This is a genomic window from Campylobacter gastrosuis (assembly GCF_030249845.1).
Lineage (GTDB): Bacteria > Campylobacterota > Campylobacteria > Campylobacterales > Campylobacteraceae > Campylobacter_A > Campylobacter_A gastrosuis.
Map to the genome: position 1 here is coordinate 150,397 of NZ_JANURM010000004.1, position 19,701 is coordinate 170,097.

A 19,701-nucleotide genomic window follows, 5' to 3' on the forward strand; every position below is an offset into this window, starting at 1 on the left:
TAATATAAATTTAATAAGGAGGACTTTGATGCAACCTGGTCAGAACCTAAGTTATGATTACAGCGTAGCCAAGCTTTTTATGTTTTCTACGCTAATCTTTGGCATAGTCGGTATGCTTCTTGGCGTTGTTATAGCGTTTCAAATGGCATATCCAGACTTAAACTACATAGCGGGCGAATACTCTACATTCGGACGTCTTAGACCGCTTCACACAAATGGCATCATCTTTGGCTTTATGCTATCTGGCATATTCTCAACTTGGTATTACATAGGACAGCGCGTCCTTAAAGTATCAATGAGCGAGTCGCCATTTTTGATGTTTATCGGTAAGCTTCACTTTTGGCTTTATATTATACTCATCGCACTTGCGGTGGTTTCGCTATTTGCTGGTGTTAGCACATCAAAAGAATACTCAGAGCTTGAATGGCCACTTGACCTACTTGTAGTCGTGGTTTGGGTGCTTTGGGGCATTAGCATTTTTGGGCTTATTGGAATTCGCCGTGAGAAGACACTTTACATCTCTGTTTGGTATTTTATAGCGACATTTCTTGGCGTTGCTATGCTTTACCTATTTAATAATATGGAGGTGCCAACTCGCCTAATCTCTGGACACGGCTCGTGGTTACACTCGGTTTCAATGTATGCTGGTACAAATGACGCCCTAGTTCAGTGGTGGTTTGGACACAACGCTGTTGCTTTCATTTTCACCGTTGCTATCATCGCTCAAATTTACTACTTCTTACCAAAAGAGAGCGGTCAGCCAGTGTTCTCGTATAAGCTTTCGCTATTTTCGTTTTGGGGTCTTATGTTTATCTACCTTTGGGCTGGCGGTCACCACCTTATTTACACGACTGCACCAGACTGGATGCAAACAATGGGTTCAATATTTTCAGTTGTCCTTATCCTGCCGTCTTGGGGTTCAGCGATAAATATCCTTTTAACAATGAAAGGCGAGTGGGTTCAATTACGTGAAAATCCTCTAATTAAATTTATGATTCTAGCTTCAACATTCTATATGTTCTCAACGCTTGAAGGTCCGATTTTATCAATTAAATCTGTAAATGCACTAGCACACTACACAGATTGGATACCAGGACACGTTCATGACGGAGCGTTAGGCTGGATTGGATTTATGATTATGGCAGCACTTTATCATATGACACCACGTATGTTTAAGCGTGAGCTATACTCAAAATCTCTAATGGAGATTCAATTCTGGATGCAAACAACAGGTATCGTTTTATACTTCTCATCAATGTGGATAGCTGGTATCACACAAGGTATGATGTGGAGAGCTACTGATGAATACGGCACGTTGCTATACTCATTTATTGATACCGTTTCAGTTTTAATCCCTTATTATTGGATAAGAGCGATAGGTGGTTTATTATACCTACTTGGCTTCTTTATCTTTGTTTATAATATTTTAAAATCATTAAACGCTCCTGCCCTAACAGCAGAGCCAAAAAATGCAACACCAATGGGCGGACGCTCAAACGTGGAGGTGGCAAATGTTTAGTTGGTTAGAAAAAAATCCATTCTTTTTTGCTGTGGCTGTATTTGTTTTAATAGCCTATGCTGGTATCGTTGAAATTTTACCAGACTTTGCAAATCGTGCAAGACCAGTTGAAGGCACAAAGCCTTATAGCGTTTTGGAGTTAGCTGGACGCCACGTGTATATCAAAGAGAGCTGTAACGCCTGCCACTCGCAGATGATACGACCATTTAAGAGCGAAACAGATAGATATGGTATGTATTCATTAAGTGGCGAGTATGCTTATGATAGACCGCACCTTTGGGGCTCAAAAAGAACTGGTCCTGATTTGTGGCGCGTTGGTAATTACAGAACAAGCGATTGGCACGAAAATCATATGAAAGACCCGACATCAGTTGTGCCAGGCTCAATTATGCCAGCTTATAACCATATGTTTAGCAAAAATGCCGACATAGAGACAGCTTACGCTGAGGCAGTTACCGTTAAGCAGGTATTTAATGTCCCTTATGATGCAGAGGGTATGCCAAAACTTGGTAGCTTTGAAGATGCTAAAAAGCAGGTAAATGTTGAGGCTCAGGCTATTATTGATCAGATGAAAGATGAGAGCGTAAAACAAGCCTTTAAAAAGGGCGAAATTCGCGAAATTGTAGCTCTTATAGCCTATCTAAATAGCCTAAAATAGGAATTTATAATGGATGCACAGACTATTAGAGAGCTTCAAGCTTATGGATTTTTTACGCTAGTTGTCGTTATGGTCTTTGTTTTATATGGATATTTTTATCATCTTTATAAATCAGAAAGAACTGGCAGACGAAACTATGAAAAGTATGCAAATTTAGCTCTTGATGACGATATAAACGGCGTTGTTTTAGAGCAAAACAAAAAGGGGCTTTAATATGCAATGGTTTAATATAGAAGATAATGTAAATTTACTATCTTTAATCGGTGCTTTTGCGATTGTTATCCTTACAATCGGCATAGTCGGTAGATATGTAAGCAAGATGAAAGAGGCAAAGGATGCTGATGTGCCACTAAGCGATGATAGCTGGGATGGCATTAAAGAGTATAAAAACAACCTACCACTTGGCTGGGCTGTTAGCTTCGTGCTTGTTTTGGTGTGGGCGATATGGTATTTCTTAGCTGGTTATCCGCTAAATTCATATTCGCAAATTGGCGAGTATAACGATGAAGTAAAAGCCTATAACGCAAAATTTGCAAAAGATCACGCAAATTTAGACAAAAAAGGCTTAGCCGATATGGGTAGCGGTATATTTTTGGTTCAATGTTCAGCCTGCCACGGCGTAAATGGCGATGGCATTAACGGCAAGGCTGCTAACCTAAAAGTTTGGGGTAGCGAAGAGGCTATCTTTGATGTGATTATGAATGGCTCAAAAGGTATGGGCTATCCGGGTGGCGAAATGCCAGCTGGTCTTGGTGGCGACGCTAGCTCAGCCAAAGCCATAGCAGCTTATGTTGCAAAAGAAATTTCAGGCATCAAAACGACTAAAAATGCTGGTCTTGTTGAGCAAGGCAAAGAGCTTTATGCTGCTTCTTGCACCGCTTGTCACGGCGAGGATAGCAAGGGTATGGACGGCACATTCCCAGACCTTACAAAATATGGCAAGGCTGACTTTGTCGTTGAGGTGCTAAATCGTGGCAAAGAGGGCAACATCGGCGTTATGCCTAAATTTGATACTATGCTAAATGAAATTCAGCAAAAGGCTGTCGGCGAGTATATACTTTCGCTTTCAAGGGGTAAATAATGAATACAAATAGATCAGTTTTTGCACTAAATGGCGTTACAGGTATGCTTATAGCCACCGTGCTTTTATTAAGCATTTTAGGGGTTTTAACCTATCTTGGCATAATGGCACAGCAAGATGTGGCAACCAAGCCTTACACGATAGAAAACGCAAAATCTATCCAGCAAAAAAGCGTAGATAACGCAAAACACATAAAAATAAAGGAGTAAAAATGTCAGCTATTTTAGAAAAAGTCATCATTTTACTAATCGCTGTTGCTGGCATCATCTGTGCTTGGTCGGTGCTTACTCCAAATCACCTATTTGTCGGATGATAAGGCTAAATTTAAAGGGCATATTTTTTGCCCTTTTACTCTCTTTAAACGCACTTTTTGGCACAAATTTTGTCATTAATGATGATGAAATTTTAAGCCAAAAGGTCGTTTCTAGGCTTAATCTTATCGGCGATGAGCTTTATAAAAAAAGTGGAATTTTTGTAGGCGTTGGCGTTTATGAAACGCTTGGTAAAACGAGCCTAAACGATAAATTTAAGAGCCTAAATTTAAAACCACCATTTGCATTTTTAATGCTTATAAAAAACGAAAAAAAGGTTGAAATTTTTGCCGATAGCGATACTTTGACGCTTTTTGATAAAGAGGCAGTTTTAAGTCCATTTCCAGAAAGTGGCACGATTTTGCCGATTTTAGCCTCAAAAAATGGCAAAGATATCTACAACGCCGCTATCTTAAACGGCTATGCCGATATTACCGAACGCATCGCAAAATCAGAGCAAATCACGCTAGAAAACGCCATTGGCAACGCAAACAAAGACACCCTAAACATTTTTAGAATTTTAATTTATGGCTCAATGGCATTAGTCATCGCCCTTATGATTTATAAAAGAAAGGCAAAAAATGGCTAACTCAAAAAAGACATTTTGGCCCTACGGCATAGTTTTAAGCATTATCGCTTGTGTTATCGCTTGTGTGGCGACTATTATTATTTCGCTTGATTATCCAGTTTATATGGATGATAGATATATGCAAAAGTATCAAAGCGTAGATCACAACATAAACGAAATCAAATCATCACAGCGTGAATTTGAGCGAAAATTTAGCGTCAAACTACTGCAAAACGAGCTAAAACTAAACGAGCCAAACAGCATAAAAATCGCCGTAACAAATTTAGAAAATGGGCTAGATAAGCCAAAATTTACAATGTTTTTAACACGCCCAGATAGCAGTAAATACGACATTGACTTAAACGCAAGCTACGAAAACGACATCTTAAAAACGCAAAATTTCACGCCAAATCTAGTCGGCAGGTGGCAACTCGTGCTAAAACTACAAGATAAAAACTCAACAGGATTTTACAAATTTGAGCTATTTAGTGGAGAATAAACTTTTTGTCTTTACAACACAAAGGCGTATCAGGGAGTTTTTAGGCAGCTTTTCAAACACGCTTTTGCCAAAAACAATGAGTGTTGGCGAGTTTTTTAGCCGTTGTGTTGTTGTTAAAGATATGCTCACTCCAAGCGATGCACAGCTTCTTATCTTTATGCAAGAGGCGTGTAAAAGGGTTAAACAAACCCAAACAAAACTATCAATACCGAGCGAATTTTTCGCTTTTTTAAAAAATAACGACTATCTTTTTTCATTTTTTAAGGAGTTAGCGACCCAAAAAAAGAGCATTAGTGAGCTAAAATTTAGCGACATTTATGCAAATTATGAAGAACATTTAGAAATTTTAGAGCTACTTTTAGAAACATACAAAGAAATTTTAAGCCAAAATGGCTATTTTGACGAGATAACAAAATGCGAAAATTACGAGATAAATGAGAATTTTATAAAAAATTATGATGAGATTGAGATTGAAATTTTTGGCGTTTTAAGCGAATTTGAGTGGGAGATTTTATCTAAAATTTCATTAATCACACACCTAAAAATCAGCTTTGCAACCTCAAAATTAAACAAAAAATTAACTGATAAAATCGCAACTTTAACGGATAAAGAAAAGTTATTAGACTATCATAAATACCGCCTTGATTTTAGCGATTTTAGCCTTGAAAATTTAGGGCAAATACCGCAAAATAGGCTGGTTTTAACCAGAGCATTTAGCCTTGCTAGCCTACAAGCCGCCTATGTTTTTGAAAAAATCTCAACCTTCATAAAAGAGGGCATAGACCCTAAAAAAATCGCCGTAATCTTACCAGATGAGAGTTTTGCAAAAATTTTAAGGCTTCACGATGAGGGCAAAATGCTAAGCTTTGCAATGGGCAAACCGCTTAATGATACGCTGTTTTTTAGGGCTTTTAAGACGATTTTGACCTGCTTAAAAGAGGATTTGCAAATTGATTTTTTAGGCGATGATAAGCAAAATTTACAAAAAGAGCAGAGCTTTTTTAAGCTCATAAATTTTAAAGAAGAGCTATTTAACCGCTTTAAATTTTTATACGACAGCACGGCAGATTTTGATGAGTTTTGTGCTGTTTTAAACGAACTTTGTGCGAGTTTTAAACATAGCCAAGTAGAGATGATTTTAAACGAAGAGCTGTTTTTTATGCGTCAAATTTTAAGCAAAAAGGAGCTGAAATTTAGCGAGGCGTGTGAGATTTTACTTATGCGTTTAGATGAGCGAAGCATTGATGATGTTGGTGGTGGTTTGGTGCGAGTTTTAGGGCTTTTAGAGAGCAGGGGACTTAGTTTTGACGGCGTTATTATCGTTGATTTTAACGATGATTTAGTGCCAAAACGTGTCGTAAATGAGATGTTTTTAAGCTCAAATGTCAGAGCAAAGGCTGGGCTAATTAGCTATTTAGAACGTGAAAATTTGCAACGCTCATATTATGAGAATTTGATAAATAATGCCAAAAAAGTCGCCATTAGCTATGTCCTAAACGAGGGCAAAATTCCATCAAGATTTCTAACCCAGTTTAAACAAATCCCAGATACTTCATACACAGATGATGAGTATTTAGCCATTTTTAGCGGTAAAAATAGGGCGAAATTTACACCAGAAACGGACTTTTTACCGCACGACTTTTTTAAAGAAGCGTTATCATTTTCTAGGCTTAAAACATTCTTATCCTGCCCACGAAAATACTATTATAGATATGTTTTAGGGCTAAACGAACCGCCACTTTTTGGCAAAAAATCAAACGCAACCTACGGCAACGCCATTCACAACGCACTTTTTAACTACTATCAAACGCATAAAATTTTCAAATTAGATGATTTTTTACCATTTTTAAGCGAGTTAAATCCGCTTGAATTTGAGATTGCAAGGCAAAAATTTCGCCGTTTTGAACAAAACGAAAACGCCCATATTTCGCTTGGTTGGCAGCCTTTTGAGTTTGAAGTGGCAAAAGAGGCTGTGGTTGATGATGTCAAAATTAAAGGCGTGATTGACCGCATTGATAGGCGTAATGATGAGTTTTTCGTGATTGATTACAAGACCGGGACGTCAAACGACCCACTTCAACTAGAATTTTACAAATACCTAGCAAATGCGAGCGAAGCAAAATTTTACGACCTAAAAAAGGATATGAATTTTTTTGAAGATAAGCCCGCAAAGAAGGGACTTTTAGAGATTTTTAGCGAGATTAAACAATATTTTAAATCACCAAGTTACGAGCAGAAATTTTCAGCCTGTCCATTTTGCCCATTTTTTGCCATTTGCAGGGGCGAAATTCGTGGAGATGATAGATGATAGAGCCATTTTTAGCCCTAAAAGCCAGTGCTGGTAGTGGCAAGACCTTTGCGTTAAGTGTGCGTTTTATTGCCCTGATTTTGCAAAAAGAGAGCGTCAAATCCATAACCGCGCTCACATTTACAAAAAAAGCCGCCTCTGAGATGAGTGAGCGGATTGTAAATACTTTTTTAAATTTAGAGCAAAAAGATGCCGAATTAGCCGAGCTTTGCGAGATTTTATCGCTTAGTAAAGATGAAGTTTTAGTCCGTAGAGATGAGGTTAAAGATGAGTTTTTAAATCAAAATTTAAAAATTATGACCTTTGATGCCTTTTTTGGCAAAATTTTGCGAAGTTTTAGCCTAAATTTAGGCGTTAGTCCAGACTTTAAAACCAGCGAAATTGAAAGCGAAATTTTTAAGAGCGAGTTTATAAAAGAGATTAGTAAAAACACCGCTGATTTAAGGGCGTTAGCGAGTTTTATCATCTCTTATTTAAACGGCACAGATGAGTTTTTTAAATCCCTTACTTCGTTTTATGAAAATTTAGGCGAGGGCGGTGAGATTAAGGTTTTAAACGCCCCAAGTGATGATGAAATTTTAGCCCTTTGTGCTGATTTTAGGCAGATTATTACTGACCTTAATGGCTCAAAAGACGCACAAAATGCCTTTAAAATAAAAGAACCACTAGATTTGTTAGATAAGGGTTTTATTGGCAGAGAGAGCTTAAATTACAAGACTTTTGCCAAAATTTACCAGCCATATTTTGATGAAAAATTTGAGCTTATTAAACTAAAATTAAAGGATTACATAAACGAGCTTGAAAGGTATAAAATCAACGAGCTTTACAGGTTTTTACACACCTTTAAAAGCGTGAAATTTAGCCTAAATAAACGCCTTGATAGTTTTAGTTTTTTTGATATTACTAGCCTTACATTTAGGCTTTTAACGAGCATTGATAAAGATATGCTCTATTTTAGGCTTGATGGCAAAATCAAACACCTTTTAATTGATGAATTTCAAGACACAAACGTAATCCAATACGAAATCATAAATCCGCTCATTGCCGAAATTGTCGCTGGATACGGACAAAACGGGCTTGGTAGCTTCTTTTATGTTGGCGATATTAAGCAGAGCATTTATAGATTTAGGGGCGGTAAAAAAGAGCTTTTTGACAAGGTCGCTAGCGATTTTAAGCAGATAAAGACTAAAAATTTAGGCACAAATTACCGCTCCGCACGGATTTTGGTTGATTATGTAAATGAAATTTTTAAAGATAAAATCAGCGACTTTAAGCCACAAATTTCAAACAGCAAAAACGAAGGATTTTTAAGAGTTACTTCAAGCGACGAGCCATTAAATGAGATTTTAGAACAGACAAAATGGCTACTTAATAACGGCGTAAAGGCTAGTGATATCACCATACTTTGCTGGAAAAACAGCGATATAAACGACATTTGCGACGCCCTAAAAGCACAAAACATAGACGCTAGCGATGAGGGTGCTATGCTGCTTAAAAACTCGCCAAGCGTTTTTTCGCTCATAAATTACGCAAAATTTTGCCTTTTTGGGAGCGAAATTTTCGCTAAAAATTTTCAAACCTATATCGGTTTTAGCCCTAAAAAAGTGAGCCTAAATTTATCAAAAACAGCCAGCGAGTGCCTGAAATTTCTAGCTAAAACTGCACAAATTTCATTAAATGAGCCAGATGTTTTAAAGCTTTTTGAAATTTCAAGCGGATTTGCTAATTTAGTTGAGTTTTTATTTGAGTTTGAAAATTCAGATGAAAAGTCCGCAAACAACGCAGTTTTGGGCGTTAGAGTGATGACTACTCACAAGTCAAAGGGGCTTGAATTTGAGCACGTAATCTTATGCGATAAATTCTCAAAAGATATGTCAGACACGAGCCAAATTAAGATTGAATACAGCGTTAAAAACGGCTATGAGGTGCGTTTAAAATTAGCAAACAGAGAAATTTTAGATGATGATTATAAAAATTTCATTGAGTTTTCAAAAGAGCTTGATAGGCAAGAGGAGATAAATAAGCTTTATGTTGCGATGACAAGGGCAAAAGAGAGCCTAATCATCATAAAAAAAGATGGCAAACTTGATGGCAACCACCCGACCTATTTTTCGCCATACTCATCTGGCGTTAAAAATATATGCTATCTTGATTTAAAGTCGGGTGAGCGTGGCGTTTTAACCCCAAAAGTGGCTGAAATTTTAGAGCCAAAGACAAAGCTTAAAAAGATAGAGCTAGTAAGTGTGCCAAAAGATAGCACAAATGGCGATTTAAGCGATGATTTAGGCGATTTTAAGGCGATTTATTTTGGCAGTGCTTTGCACTTTTTGCTTGAAATTAGTGAGTTTAGCGAGACTGGAATTTTAGCCCAAAAGGACGCTTTGTTTAATAAATTCTCAAAATTTTTAAGTCAAGATGAGCTTACAGATGTGTTAAATCGTGCAGTAAATTTAGTTAAAAACGATGAATTTATCAAAATCACAAAGGACGCCAAGCTTAAAAAAGAACAGCCGTTAAATTATGATTTATCAAATAAGCAGATTGACCTTTTGGCGTTTAAAGATAGCGAAATTTTCATTATTGATTACAAAAGCTCCGATAAATTCGCACAAAATCACATTTTGCAAGTTAGCGAATACGTCCAAATTATTAGCAAAATTTATCCAAATTTTAGCGTTAAAGGCGTAATTTTTTACATTTTAGCGGATAAAATTGAGGCAAAATTTGTTTAAAAGACACTTAAATTAAGTTGCTTGTAAGCTAATTTTTACTAAAATCCCCTTTTTAAATTTATTTGGCAAAGGTAAGAAAATGACAAAAATAACAAAGCCAAACGAAGTAAAACGCGATTGGATCGTTGTTGATGCAGCGGGCAAGCGTTTTGGTAGAATTTTAACAGAGGTTGCAACTCTACTTCGTGGCAAACACAAACCAAGCTACACTCCAAACGTTGATTGTGGCGACTATGTTATCATCATAAACGCTTCAAAAGCTGAATTTACAGGTGCAAACAAAGCAGAGCAAAAGCTTTACCACCGCCACTCTGGCTATTTTGGTAGCACAAAGAGCGAGAAATTCGGCGATCTTTTGGTAAATAACCCAGTTAAGCTTTATAAATTAGCAGTTCGTGGTATGCTACCAAAGACAAAACTTGGCAAAGAGATGATTAAAAAACTAAAAGTGTATGCAGGTAGCGAACATCCGCACACAGCTCAAATCGCAAAAGAAGGAAAATAATAATGGCAACAGTTTATGCAACAGGTAAGAGAAAAACGGCAGTTGCTAAGGTTTGGATAAAAGCCGGTAGCGGAAAAATTTTAGTTAATGGTATGGATTTAAACACTTGGCTAGGCGGACACGAGGCGATTAAATTAAAGGTAGTCCAGCCACTTCTTGCAACAAAGCAAGAGAGCCTAATTGACGTCAAAGCGACCACACTTGGCGGTGGTTATTCAGCACAGGCTGAGGCGTTAAGGCACGGCATTTCAAGAGCCTTAGCGGCAATGGACGCTGATTTTAGAGCTATGCTAAAACCAAAAGGCTTATTAACTCGCGACTCTCGTGTTGTTGAGCGTAAGAAATTTGGTAAGAGAAAAGCTAGACGTAGCCCACAATTCTCTAAACGTTAATCGTTTATCTCTATGGCAGGGCTTTTGCCTTGCCTTAAAATTCTTTTTTAACATATTATTTAACAAACTTTTAAAGAGTTTCATTGTAGTATCCTATATTTTTTAAAAAGGCTACTAAATGAAAGAATTCGGTTTTTACAACCACTTTGACCAACCAGTTATTCTAAACGAGCAGATTGAAATTTCAAACGACAAAAACGCCCAGTTTTTAATCTCAAACTCCAAAGAGCTAAACGCACAAATAGTCGCAAACGAGATAAATTTCTACCTAAAAAACAGCGATGATGATGTGCTAAATAAGGCAAAAAACACGCTTTTATTATACGAAGCTAGGGCTATGGCGTTTGATTTAGCCACCGATGTTGATTATGAAAAAAAGGTCGGCAAAAACGTCCTTTTAGTAAGCAACGGCGGACGCGAAGAGCTTAAAAATTTACTAACTCAAAACGACTTTAAAGTCATTAGCTTAACGCATTTTGAGATAAAATTTATTTACGGCGCAGTTGGCGAATTAAGCGCGATTGTGCTAAGAGATGATGATGAGTTTGAGATAGATTGCGACTTTTTGCTGGTAGAAAATGCGCGTGATTATATGTTAAGACAGAGCGGTTGTGTTGAAATTTCAGGCAAAAGCGACGATGAAATTCTAGCCTTTTTAAACGCCAAAACGCCAAATTACGACTACAAAAGCTACATAAATTACGACAGCAGTATCTGCCAGTATCACGAGCGAAGGCACGAAATTTGCGCTAAATGTGCCGAGATTTGCCCAAGCGTTGCGATTTTAAAAGATGATGCGACAAAAAATCTGGTCTTTTCGCACGTTGATTGTGTAAATTGTGGCGAGTGCGTGGCAGTTTGCCCAAGCGGCGCGATTGATTACTCGCTAATTACCCGCACAGCTTTTGTGCAGATTGCAAAGCTATATTTTGGCAAAACACCGCTAATTTTACCAAACGAGCCACTTGAAAATTTAAACGTCAAACTCCCACAAAATGTCCTTGTTTTTGGTGCATTTAGCGATAAATTTCTAAGCGAAACTCACCTTTTAACACTACTTAACGAGAGCGGTTCTGCGCTGATTATCTACTCGCAAACTCGCCCAAGGGCATTAAGCGATGCCGCTGATATTTTAAATCAAATTTATGAGCTAAAATTCGGGCAAAAAGCGGTATATTTAGTAAAAAACGAAGCGGAGCTAAAAGAGGCGTTAAAGCTAGCAAAACCGATTGAAAACAGCCATTTTAGCGTGAGCGAATACGCGCTTACAAAGCGTGAAATTTTTGCAAAACGACTTAGCAATCTTGTCGGCAATGATGATTTAGGCGTGGTTTATACAGACGGACTTATCAAATACGGCAAGGTTTTGATAAATAAAGATACCTGCACGCTTTGTTTAAGCTGTGTTGGCGCTTGTAATGTAAATGCCCTAATTGCCGATAAAAACGACAACTCAATCAAATTTAATCCAAGCATTTGCACCGCTTGTGGATACTGCGAGCTTAGCTGTGCCGAAAAGGACACAATCAGCCTAAAAAGCGGAATTTTAGAGCTAAAACCGCAAACATTTAGCTACTATGAGCTAGCCAAAGATGAGCTGTTTAAGTGCGTTGAGTGTGGCAAGGAGTTTGCGACTAAAAAGGCAGTTGAGAAAATCGCAACCCTAATGCAGCCAAAATTTGCAAACTCACCAGAGAAAATCCGCACACTTTACTGCTGTGCCGAGTGTAAGGCAAAGGTGATGATAAAGGCACAAATTAACGCAAATGGGGGCAAAATTTATGAATAAAGACTTGCTTAGGGCTAGGGGTTATTATTACGAATTTTTTGCGATGCCGTTTTTCTTTTTATGAGAGTGATGAAAAGTTTAAAAAATGGCACGAACAGCTTGCATTTTATCGCAAAATCCGCTAAATAATGAGAGTTTAGAGGCGCTTAACGCACTTAAAAATTTTGATTTTAACCGGTTTAAAACCGAGCAAAATAGCGTCTTGTTTGATTTAAGCTACATAAATGTCCCGCTTAATGTTAGCTTTTATGAAGAGGGCAGAGATGACGGCACTGCTAGGCTAAGGGTTATTGAAATTTTAAAGCAAAGTCCGTATAGAAGGGACTTTGAGCGTTGTAAGGACAGCGAGGACTTCGTAGGTTTTGTATTTTTACTAATGGCTACATTTTTAAAAGATGAGATTAGCACTGCTAATACGCTATCAACCGAGCTTTTTAAAAGCGTGATAAACGGCTTTGTTGATGAGTTTTTATCTATGTTAAAACGCATAAAAAGGCAGAATTTTTTAAAAATTTTGCCATTATTTTTGAGCATTTTATCGGACCCCAACGCCTAGTTTTAGCCATAAACGCACCAAAAAAAGAGCCAAATAAGCAAAGCGTGGCAGAAATTTCTCTTGCAAAAGAGCCATATCAAACCAAAATGCCAACCTCAAAATCAAAGATAAATTGGGATGAATTTACCGCTTTATAAGGCGAAAAATAAACTCACTCCCACTTTGCGTGATTTGGTAGTTTTTAGCCATTTTTAGGGTGTTTTTAAAGCCAAAAAACTCGGTTGCATAAAGCATTTTTTTCTCAAAACAGAAAATTTTATTGCTTTGATTTTCGCACATTTTTTTGCTTCGTAGCTTATCCACGCAGTGGCACCCACTGCACCCATCAAATGGGATAAAAAAGCACGAAAAGTATAAAAAATACGATTTTAAAACGCCCATATCTTTAATCGGCAAAATCGCCATAATACGCCTTGAAATCAGCTCATCTGTGATAAACTCAGTCCTGTTCTCATTTAGAGCTAAAATTAGCTCGTCTTTTGTTGAAATTTTTTGCATTTTTGCCCCCATTTTTGTTTTTATGCCTTGATTATATTAAAATTTCACGCCAAAATGTGAGTTTTTAAGAAATTTAAATAAAAAATCTGATAGAATAAAGCATTTTTTACTAAAAGGATTAAGTGTGAAAATTTTAGTCGTAGATGACAGCTCAACAATGAGAAGAATCATAAAAAACACGCTACAAAGGCTAGGACATCAAGATATTTTAGAGGCTGAGCACGGCGTTGAGGCGTGGTCTTTACTAACTCAACACGCCGATGTAAATGTGCTTATAACTGACTGGAATATGCCTGAAATGAACGGCTTGGAGCTTGTAAAAAAGGTGCGCGCTGAGGCAAAATATGTTGATATGCCAATCATAATGGTAACAACAGAGGGTGGTAAGGCCGAGGTTATTACTGCGCTTAAAGCCGGGGTAAATAACTACATTGTAAAACCATTTACACCGCAAGTTTTAAAAGAGAAACTTGAAGACGTTCTTGGTTAATGAAAGATAAATTTTACGAGTTAAGCGTCAAAAGCTCTAATTTATATGATGAAATTTTAGAGCTTATCTTTTCGTTTGGCTTTACCTGCGTTGAAGAGCGTGAGAGTGAGATTATACTTCGTGATGAGAGCGATTTAAGCGAAGTTGAGTGGGGTATTAACGAATACGCAAGGCGTTTTTGCCAAGTGATGAATCTGCCAAATACCACAAAAACCACGCTAAGCATAAAAGAGAACAAAGACTGGATAGATGAGTATAAACGGGCAGTTAAGCCTATTTTATTGGATAAAATTTACATTCGTCCAAGCTGGGAACCCCCAAAAGCTGGGGTTATAGACATTATCATTGACCCTGCTTTGGCGTTTGGGTCTGGTCATCACGAAAGCACAAGTTCGTGCCTTTTATTTTTGCAAAAATATGCAAAAAGCGGTCAAAGTGCCGTTGATGTCGGCTGTGGTAGCGGAATTTTAAGCATAGCCTTGGCAAAAATGGGCTGTGTTGTTGATGCTTGCGACACCGATGAGCAGGCGACTTTGAGTGCCGTTTCAAACGCCAAACTAAACGGCGTTAGCTTTAATGAAATTTGGACTGGCTCAATCTTAAATGTAAGCAAAAAATATGATATTGTCGTGGCAAACATCATAGCAGACGTCATCTTTATGCTACAAAACGACCTTAAAAAAATTCTAAATAATGGCGGATATTTGGTGCTTTCAGGCATTTTGCAAAAGTATTCAGAACGCATTAAAGAGAATTTTAAGGATTTAACGCTTGTTGAGCAAAAAGAGCTTAACGAGTGGGTTAGCTTTGTGTTTAAAAAATAATTTAATGAGGATATAATGAATAAAAAAGAGAACAACAACGGCGATAACAACGGCTTTTTTAATAAAAATCCGATATTGATATTTGCCATTTTTTCTATTGTTATTGTGCTTTTGTTTAGAAGTTTTGGCAGCTCTGACGGGATAGGTCAAAATTTAACAAACAACGGCGCTACAAAGACAATCGCCTACTCTGACTTTAAAGAGATGATAAAACAAAAGCGAATTACGCAGGTTTATATCTCTGATGCGACGATAAAGGCTAGTGGGAGCGACGGGAATTTATACGTTACAAAGCGAGTTAGCGACCCTACGCTCGTGCCGACACTTGAAAGTAATAATATAGTTTATAGTGCTTACAGCGATACGAATTTTTTAAGCGATTTGTTATTTTCGTGGGTGTTGCCAGTATTTATTTTCTTTGGAATTTGGATGTTTTTAGCAAGTCGTATGCAAAGAAGTATGGGTAGCGGAATTTTAGGCATTGGCAGTGCAAAAAAGCTTATAAATTCTGAAAAACCAAAGGTAACTTTTAACGATGTTGCTGGTGTTGAAGAGGCAAAAGAGGAGGTAGTTGAGATTGTTGATTACCTTAAAAACCCCGATAAATACCTGCGTTTGGGCGCTAAAATCCCAAAGGGAATTTTGCTAGTTGGGCCTCCGGGCACTGGTAAGACCCTGCTTGCTCGTGCTGTGGCTGGTGAGGCTGATGTGCCGTTTTTTTCAATGTCAGCGTCAAGCTTTATTGAGATGTTTGTCGGCGTTGGTGCTAGCCGTGTTAGGGATTTGTTTGAGAGTGCAAAAAAAGAGAGCCCGGCGATTGTCTTTATTGATGAGATTGATGCCATTGGCAAGAGCCGAAATTCAGGGCCAATGGGTGGTAACGATGAGCGTGAGCAGACGCTAAATCAGCTTTTATCTGAAATGGACGGCTTTGACGCTGATAAGTCGCCAGTGATTGTAATTGCCGCTACAAACCGCCCTGAAATTTTAGATGCCGCGCTTTTAAGACCGGGGCGTTTTGATAGGCAGGTTTTGGTTGATAAGCCAGATTTTAAGGGCAGGATTGAGATTTTAAAGGTGCATATGAAGGATGTTAAAATCTCTGATAACGTTGATTTAGAGGAGATTGGTCGCCTTACTACTGGTTTAGCTGGTGCTGATTTGCAAAACATTATCAACGAAGCCGCACTTTTAGCTGGTAGAAATTCTAAAAAAGTCGTTGAACAAGCCGACCTTATTGAGGCGGTTGAGCGTTCTATTGCCGGACTTGAAAAGAAATCAAGGCGTGTAAATAAAAAAGAAAAACGTATCGTTACATATCACGAGAGCGGACACGCCCTTTTAGCCGAGGTAACAAAGGGTGCTAAAAAGGTTAGTAAGGTTTCAGTCGTTCCTCGTGGTTTAGCCGCACTTGGCTACACGCTAAATACGCCAGAAGAGAATAAATTTATGATGCAAAAGCACGAGCTTTTAGCCGAGGTTGATGTGCTTTTGGCTGGTCGTGCAGCAGAAGAGGTCTTTATAAAAGAGATCTCAACCGGTGCTAGCAACGACCTAGAAAGAGCGACTGATATCATAAAAGCTATGGTTAGTATGTATGGTATGAGCGATGTTGCTGGACTTATGGTGCTTGAAAAACAGCGAAATAACTTTCTTGGCGGTCAAACGATTAAGGATTACAGCGACAATATGGCTCAAAAGGTTGATGAGTTTGTTAAAAATATGCTTTCAGAGCGTTACAACGCCGTGCTTGACACGTTAAAAACGTATAGCGGGGCGATTGAGGATATGGTCGTGGCACTTTATGAAGAAGAGACCATTGAGGGTGCTAGGGTGCGTGAGATTATTAGGGCTTACGAGGAGCGAAGCGGTTTAGAGAGCCGTTTAAGCGATGAGAGCGATGATGAGAAAAAGGGCGTTAAAGAGGCGTAAATGATAGCAAAACAGGGGCAAAAATGGGTGATTTTATCAGCTTTTTTGGTGCTTTTATCAATTTTGTTTGAAATTTTTATCCCATTTTTTCTCTTTGTTTTTATCTTTTTAGTTATATTTTTTAGAAATTTACAGCCTAAAAAAATCGCCGATAAAAATGCGATTTTATCGCCAATAGGTGGGCGTGTTAGTGAAATTTGTATTTGTGAGTTTGAGGGGCAAAAGGCGTTAAAAATCGCCATAAAAAAGTCATTTTTTAGTAGCGGAGTTTTAAGGGCATTTTGCGATACTGAAATTTTGAAATTTAAAAAACTACACGGACTTTTTTTGTGTAATTTCATAAAATCATCTGAATTTTTAAACTCACGTGCCATTTACTATTTTAAGGACAATGCCATAGCGATGAGAGTGATTTATGGCGTATTTTCAAGGCGGATTAGCCTAAATGCCCCAAAAAGTGTAAAGGTACTTGATGAGCTTGGATTTTTAGGCAGCGGGGTTGTTATTTTGTATCTGCCATTAAATAGCAAAATTTTTCTATCCGTTGGTGAGAGAGTTAGAAATTCTGCTTTGCTAGGTTATTTTTAGGGGGTTAAGATGATTGAGTCGCCAAAACCACAGCTTATGTATATTTTGCCAAATTTATTCACAGCAGCTAGTGCATTTTTAGGCGTTGTAAGCATTATTGCAGCTATTAACGGACAATACTACAAAGCAATTATTTACATTTTTTTATCGCTCGTGCTTGACGGACTTGACGGCAGGGTGGCTAGACTTACAAAGACCACGAGCAAGTTTGGCGTGGAGTTTGACAGCCTTGCTGATTTAGTCGCTTTTGGCGTGGCACCAGCGATTTTGTTCTATTTAGTCATCGGTGCTAGTTTTGGTAAATTTGGTGCATTAATGAGCGCTATGTTTGTTGTTTTTGGAGCTATTCGCCTAGCTAGATTTAATGTTACCACCGGCACTTACGAGCCAAATATCTTTATCGGATTGCCAATACCAACGGCTGCTGTTGTGAGCGTAGTTTGGCTTGGATTTTACTTAGATTATGAATTTTTGCGTGGATTTGAGTGGCTTTTTATGCTATCTCAGGGCGGACTTGCCGTTTTAATGGTAAGCAATATCCGCTATCCAAGCTTTAAAAAAATCAACCTAAAACAGACTCACGTTTTAAGAATTCTAGTCGCTCTTGTCGTTGCATTTTCAATGCTTTATCTCTATCCGATTGAGAGTGCTACTTTGATTATGAGCTCATATGTTGCTTATGGGCTTATTCGTGCAGTCATTATGTTTGCTAAAAATTTTAAAAATAAAAAGGATAAAAATGAGTGATAAAATTATTATTTTTGATACGACTTTAAGGGACGGAGAGCAAAGCCCCGGTGCTTCAATGAATACATCTGAAAAGCTTCAAATCGCACTTCAATTAGAACGCCTTGGCGTTGATGTTATGGAGGCTGGTTTTGCAGCCGCTAGTAACGGCGACTTTGACGCTGTAAATCAGATAGCAAAACAGGCATCAAACATCGTAGTTTGCTCGCTTGCGCGTGCGACCCAGCGTGATATAAAGGCAGCTGGCGAGGCTTTAAGCCCAGCAAAGCATAAGCGAATTCACACCTTTATTGCCACAAGCCCAATTCATATGGAGTATAAGCTAAAAATGTCACCAGACGAGGTCGTAAAACGTGCCGTTGAGGCGGTAGAATACGCCAAGACCTTTTGTGATGATGTTGAGTTTAGCTGTGAAGATGCGGGTAGAAGCGATATAAATTTCTTAAAAGAGATTTGCGAAGCCGTGATACAAGCTGGGGCAAAGACCATAAATCTGCCTGATACCGTTGGATATCGTATGCCAACAGAGCTAGGGGCAATGATTGCCCAAATGGTAAAATTCATAAACGGCAGAGCGGTCGTTTCTGTGCATAATCACAACGATTTAGGTTTAGCCGTGGCTAACTCACTCTCAGCTGTTTTGGCTGGTGCAAGGCAGGTTGAATGCACGATTAATGGTATCGGAGAGCGTGCTGGCAACGCTGCCCTTGAAGAGGTCGTAATGGCGATAAAGACCAGAAAAGACATTTTTGGCGGACTTCACACCGATATTATCACAAAAGAAATTTACCCGACCTCACGCCTAATTGCAAGCATTACTGGCATTGAGCCACAACCAAACAAGGCGATTGTTGGCAAAAACGCATTCTCGCACGAGAGTGGCATTCATCAAGACGGCGTTTTAAAACACAAAGAAACCTACGAAATCATCAGTGCCCAAAGTATCGGACTTGAAACAAACTCCCTAGTTTTAGGCAAACACAGCGGTCGCCACGCATTTAAGGATAAGTTAATCTCGCTTGGCTTTGACCTTGATAGCGATGCGTTAAATACGGCGTTTGAGAAGTTTAAGGATTTAGCCGATAAGAAAAAAGAAATTTTTGATGATGATATTAGGGCGTTGGTATCTGATGAGATTATTAAAATTCCACAAGCCTACGAGCTAGTCGCTCTTTTGCAAAGTAGCGGTGGTAGTTTAGCCAGTGCTTCAATGAGCATAAAGCACGAAGGCGAGATTATTAGCGACTCTGCACTTGGCAACGGCACGGCTGATGCGATTTTTAAGGTCATTGACCGCATTAGTGGGATTAGTGGTGTGCTTAAAGACTACAAGGTCAGTGCCGTTTCTCAGGGCAAGGACGCGCTGGCTAAGGTTGATGTTAAGGTTGAGTTTGAGGGCAAAAATGCCGTTATGGGACACGGACTTGACATTGACACGATGAGTGCTAGCGCTAAGGCGTATCTTGGCGCTTTAAATAGCTATGTAAAGATGAAACACCTTTAAATTCTAGGCGTTTTTACGCCTAGTTTTCTTAATTTCTAAAATTTTTCACAAATTCTCTCTAAACCCCTAAACGTTTTTTTTTTGCCGATTTGGGTTTTAACAAGCAAAAAGCTTGAAATAAAACTTAAAAGGATACACAATGAGTTTTCGCATTAACACGAACGTAAATGCCCTAAACACCCACGCAAACGCAGTTGGCA

General features: G+C 38.4%; 20 protein-coding genes. 19 read left to right on the forward strand and 1 reads right to left on the reverse strand.

The genetic code is table 11. From position 1 onward, the window contains the following. The first annotated feature begins 28 nt into the window (after positions 1–28). From ccoN to NYG85_RS05620, 13 genes are all read left to right on the forward strand, one after another. Complete coding sequence (gene ccoN / locus NYG85_RS05555) at positions 29–1,519, forward strand: cytochrome-c oxidase, cbb3-type subunit I (RefSeq protein WP_284937496.1); 1,491 nt, start codon at positions 29–31, stop codon at positions 1,517–1,519. Continuing rightward, positions 1,512–2,177 carry a cytochrome-c oxidase, cbb3-type subunit II gene (gene ccoO, locus NYG85_RS05560; RefSeq protein WP_284937497.1) on the forward strand — a complete coding sequence of 222 codons (666 nt, stop codon included), beginning with the start codon at positions 1,512–1,514 and terminating at the stop codon, positions 2,175–2,177. Before ccoN ends, ccoO begins: the two co-directional genes overlap by 8 nt. A 9-nt stretch (positions 2,178–2,186) precedes the next feature. Continuing rightward, complete coding sequence (locus tag NYG85_RS05565; protein ID WP_284937498.1) at positions 2,187–2,390, forward strand: cytochrome c oxidase, cbb3-type, CcoQ subunit; 204 nt, start codon at positions 2,187–2,189, stop codon at positions 2,388–2,390. 1 nt (position 2,391) lies between these two features. Further along, the gene (locus NYG85_RS05570; RefSeq protein WP_284937499.1) at positions 2,392–3,258 is read left to right on the forward strand and encodes a c-type cytochrome; all 867 of its coding nucleotides are present in this window, start codon (positions 2,392–2,394) and stop codon (positions 3,256–3,258) included. Then, complete coding sequence (locus NYG85_RS05575) at positions 3,255–3,467, forward strand: DUF4006 family protein (RefSeq protein ID WP_284937520.1); 213 nt, start codon at positions 3,255–3,257, stop codon at positions 3,465–3,467. The genes NYG85_RS05570 and NYG85_RS05575 overlap by 4 nt, the downstream gene beginning before the upstream one ends. A gap of 100 nt (positions 3,468–3,567) precedes the next feature. Continuing rightward, positions 3,568–4,158 (forward strand): hypothetical protein, encoded by a 591-nt coding sequence (locus tag NYG85_RS05585; RefSeq protein ID WP_284937501.1) that lies wholly within the window; start codon positions 3,568–3,570, stop codon positions 4,156–4,158. Then, complete coding sequence (locus NYG85_RS05590) at positions 4,151–4,636, forward strand: FixH family protein (RefSeq protein WP_284937502.1); 486 nt, start codon at positions 4,151–4,153, stop codon at positions 4,634–4,636. Before NYG85_RS05585 ends, NYG85_RS05590 begins: the two co-directional genes overlap by 8 nt. Further along, positions 4,614–6,944, forward strand: coding sequence for a PD-(D/E)XK nuclease family protein (locus NYG85_RS05595; protein WP_284937503.1), 2,331 nt, complete (start codon positions 4,614–4,616; stop codon positions 6,942–6,944). Before NYG85_RS05590 ends, NYG85_RS05595 begins: the two co-directional genes overlap by 23 nt. Continuing rightward, entirely contained in the window at positions 6,941–9,676 is a 2,736-nt protein-coding gene (locus NYG85_RS05600) for a RecB-like helicase (RefSeq protein WP_284937504.1), read from the forward strand. Before NYG85_RS05595 ends, NYG85_RS05600 begins: the two co-directional genes overlap by 4 nt. Positions 9,677–9,755: 79 nt before the next feature. Next, positions 9,756–10,181 (forward strand): 50S ribosomal protein L13, encoded by a 426-nt coding sequence (rplM, locus tag NYG85_RS05605; RefSeq protein WP_284937505.1) that lies wholly within the window; start codon positions 9,756–9,758, stop codon positions 10,179–10,181. A 2-nt stretch (positions 10,182–10,183) separates the two neighbouring features. After that, complete coding sequence (rpsI, locus tag NYG85_RS05610; protein ID WP_284937506.1) at positions 10,184–10,573, forward strand: 30S ribosomal protein S9; 390 nt, start codon at positions 10,184–10,186, stop codon at positions 10,571–10,573. Between the two features lie 118 nt (positions 10,574–10,691). After that, positions 10,692–12,362, forward strand: a complete 1,671-nt coding sequence (locus tag NYG85_RS05615) for a 4Fe-4S binding protein (protein ID WP_284937507.1) — start codon at positions 10,692–10,694, stop codon at positions 12,360–12,362. A gap of 85 nt (positions 12,363–12,447) precedes the next feature. Then, positions 12,448–12,918: a hypothetical protein gene (locus tag NYG85_RS05620; protein WP_284937508.1), complete on the forward strand. Its 471-nt coding sequence runs from the start codon at positions 12,448–12,450 to the stop codon at positions 12,916–12,918. A 123-nt stretch (positions 12,919–13,041) separates the two neighbouring features. Here the strand turns inward: NYG85_RS05620 and NYG85_RS05625 are convergent, their stop codons facing one another. After that, positions 13,042–13,416: a hypothetical protein gene (locus tag NYG85_RS05625; RefSeq protein WP_284937509.1), complete on the reverse strand. Its 375-nt coding sequence runs from the start codon at positions 13,414–13,416 to the stop codon at positions 13,042–13,044. A gap of 124 nt (positions 13,417–13,540) precedes the next feature. On the opposite strand from NYG85_RS05625, the gene NYG85_RS05630 reads away from it, so the two are divergent. Genes NYG85_RS05630 through NYG85_RS05655 form a run of 6 tightly spaced genes read left to right on the forward strand, consistent with a single transcriptional unit; the run spans position 13,541 to position 19,501 of the window. After that, positions 13,541–13,906, forward strand: coding sequence for a chemotaxis response regulator CheY (locus NYG85_RS05630; protein ID WP_284937510.1), 366 nt, complete (start codon positions 13,541–13,543; stop codon positions 13,904–13,906). Further along, positions 13,906–14,730, forward strand: a complete 825-nt coding sequence (locus NYG85_RS05635; protein ID WP_284937511.1) for a 50S ribosomal protein L11 methyltransferase — start codon at positions 13,906–13,908, stop codon at positions 14,728–14,730. The genes NYG85_RS05630 and NYG85_RS05635 overlap by 1 nt, the downstream gene beginning before the upstream one ends. 15 nt (positions 14,731–14,745) lie before the next feature. Then, the gene (gene ftsH, locus NYG85_RS05640) at positions 14,746–16,662 is read left to right on the forward strand and encodes an ATP-dependent zinc metalloprotease FtsH (protein ID WP_284937512.1); all 1,917 of its coding nucleotides are present in this window, start codon (positions 14,746–14,748) and stop codon (positions 16,660–16,662) included. After that, the gene (locus NYG85_RS05645) at positions 16,663–17,250 is read left to right on the forward strand and encodes a phosphatidylserine decarboxylase (RefSeq protein WP_284937513.1); all 588 of its coding nucleotides are present in this window, start codon (positions 16,663–16,665) and stop codon (positions 17,248–17,250) included. Between the two features lie 9 nt (positions 17,251–17,259). Next, on the forward strand, positions 17,260–17,997 hold the full coding sequence (gene pssA, locus NYG85_RS05650) for a CDP-diacylglycerol--serine O-phosphatidyltransferase (protein WP_284937514.1): 738 nt from the start codon (positions 17,260–17,262) through the stop codon (positions 17,995–17,997). Beyond that, the gene (locus NYG85_RS05655; protein WP_284937515.1) at positions 17,990–19,501 is read left to right on the forward strand and encodes a 2-isopropylmalate synthase; all 1,512 of its coding nucleotides are present in this window, start codon (positions 17,990–17,992) and stop codon (positions 19,499–19,501) included. Before pssA ends, NYG85_RS05655 begins: the two co-directional genes overlap by 8 nt. Positions 19,502–19,701 lie beyond the last annotated feature (200 nt).

Bases quoted from the DNA above. Each gene is read 5' to 3' on its own strand.
- ccoN (WP_284937496.1), top strand. From the start codon at position 29: ATGCAACCTGGTCAGAACCTAAGTTATGATTACAGCGTAGCCAAGCTT.
- ccoO (WP_284937497.1), top strand. From the start codon at position 1,512: ATGTTTAGTTGGTTAGAAAAAAATCCATTCTTTTTTGCTGTGGCTGTA.
- NYG85_RS05565 (WP_284937498.1), top strand. From the start codon at position 2,187: ATGGATGCACAGACTATTAGAGAGCTTCAAGCTTATGGATTTTTTACG.
- NYG85_RS05570 (WP_284937499.1), top strand. From the start codon at position 2,392: ATGCAATGGTTTAATATAGAAGATAATGTAAATTTACTATCTTTAATC.
- NYG85_RS05585 (WP_284937501.1), top strand. From the start codon at position 3,568: ATGATAAGGCTAAATTTAAAGGGCATATTTTTTGCCCTTTTACTCTCT.
- NYG85_RS05590 (WP_284937502.1), top strand. From the start codon at position 4,151: ATGGCTAACTCAAAAAAGACATTTTGGCCCTACGGCATAGTTTTAAGC.
- NYG85_RS05600 (WP_284937504.1), top strand. From the start codon at position 6,941: ATGATAGAGCCATTTTTAGCCCTAAAAGCCAGTGCTGGTAGTGGCAAG.
- rplM (WP_284937505.1), top strand. From the start codon at position 9,756: ATGACAAAAATAACAAAGCCAAACGAAGTAAAACGCGATTGGATCGTT.
- rpsI (WP_284937506.1), top strand. From the start codon at position 10,184: ATGGCAACAGTTTATGCAACAGGTAAGAGAAAAACGGCAGTTGCTAAG.
- NYG85_RS05615 (WP_284937507.1), top strand. From the start codon at position 10,692: ATGAAAGAATTCGGTTTTTACAACCACTTTGACCAACCAGTTATTCTA.
- NYG85_RS05620 (WP_284937508.1), top strand. From the start codon at position 12,448: ATGGCACGAACAGCTTGCATTTTATCGCAAAATCCGCTAAATAATGAG.
- NYG85_RS05625 (WP_284937509.1), bottom strand. From the start codon at position 13,416: ATGCAAAAAATTTCAACAAAAGACGAGCTAATTTTAGCTCTAAATGAG.
- NYG85_RS05635 (WP_284937511.1), top strand. From the start codon at position 13,906: ATGAAAGATAAATTTTACGAGTTAAGCGTCAAAAGCTCTAATTTATAT.
- ftsH (WP_284937512.1), top strand. From the start codon at position 14,746: ATGAATAAAAAAGAGAACAACAACGGCGATAACAACGGCTTTTTTAAT.
- NYG85_RS05645 (WP_284937513.1), top strand. From the start codon at position 16,663: ATGATAGCAAAACAGGGGCAAAAATGGGTGATTTTATCAGCTTTTTTG.
- pssA (WP_284937514.1), top strand. From the start codon at position 17,260: ATGATTGAGTCGCCAAAACCACAGCTTATGTATATTTTGCCAAATTTA.
- NYG85_RS05655 (WP_284937515.1), top strand. From the start codon at position 17,990: ATGAGTGATAAAATTATTATTTTTGATACGACTTTAAGGGACGGAGAG.